At 37.2% G+C, this 881-nt stretch carries 1 protein-coding gene; it reads left to right on the top strand.

Annotated elements, in window-relative coordinates:
- Positions 1 to 609 (top strand): peptidoglycan-binding protein (locus AC1DUW_RS30715; RefSeq protein WP_477644435.1); only part of this gene is annotated, 609 nt, incomplete at its 5' end.
- Between the last annotated feature and the right edge of the window lie 272 nt (positions 610 to 881).

Raw genomic sequence — 881 nt, 5'->3', positions numbered from 1 at the left:
GATTATATCATAGTGAGTGATGATGGGAAGAATGCAATATGGACAGTTGATTCAAAGTGGAAACGTGTAGCTGCTATTGGTAAAGATTTGGGTTTTCAATGGGGTGGAGATTGGGCTTCGTATAAAGACTATCCTCATTTGGAGATGACGGGTGGATTATCCTTTTCACAATTACAAGCAGGCAAAAAACCCAATTTGGTATCAAAAGTGCCTACTGGTGATCAGATTGTAAAACAAATCCAAAAAACATTAAACACTAGGTATAAAACAAGAATCGTTGTGGATGGTTTTTATGGTCCTAACACTAAGAAGGCGCTGATAAAGGGGTTCCAAAGGGAGCTAAATAAACAATATAGTGCAAAGCTTAAGGTCGATGGGAAATGGGGTCCTAATACAAAGGCAGCTTCACCCATTATTAGAGAAGGGGCGAATGGGAATATCACATATATCTTACAAGCTGTACTTTATTCTGAAGGTTACAATCCAAATGGGGTAGATGGTATATTTGGAAGTGGCACAAAATCAGCGGTAAAAGTATTTCAAAAAGCTAACGGATTACCAGCAGATGGTATCGCTGGAGAAAATACATTTGCTAAGTTGTTTGCATGACATAAAATTGTGTGCATGAATATGCAATAATTTTATGGGTGAATTATTGTATAACTCCCAGAATCACACCACGTTAGAAGCCCATCTCTAAATCGAGAGGGGCTTTTTTTCTCTATCTATTCAAACAGAGTATATAATCGAATCGGTTTTTGGTTTCCAGAAGAATCTAATCCGGGATTTAAACTTAAAAATACRGTCTCTACACTTGAATTATTTGGATTGTTTTCAACTTTTATTCCCTCTGCTTCAAGAGTGCCAACATAACTTCCTGT

This window comes from Peribacillus sp. P4_C12, assembly GCF_056402095.1.
Note: the sequence above shows the minus strand (reverse complement) of the source record. Positions and strands in the feature narration are given on the sequence as shown.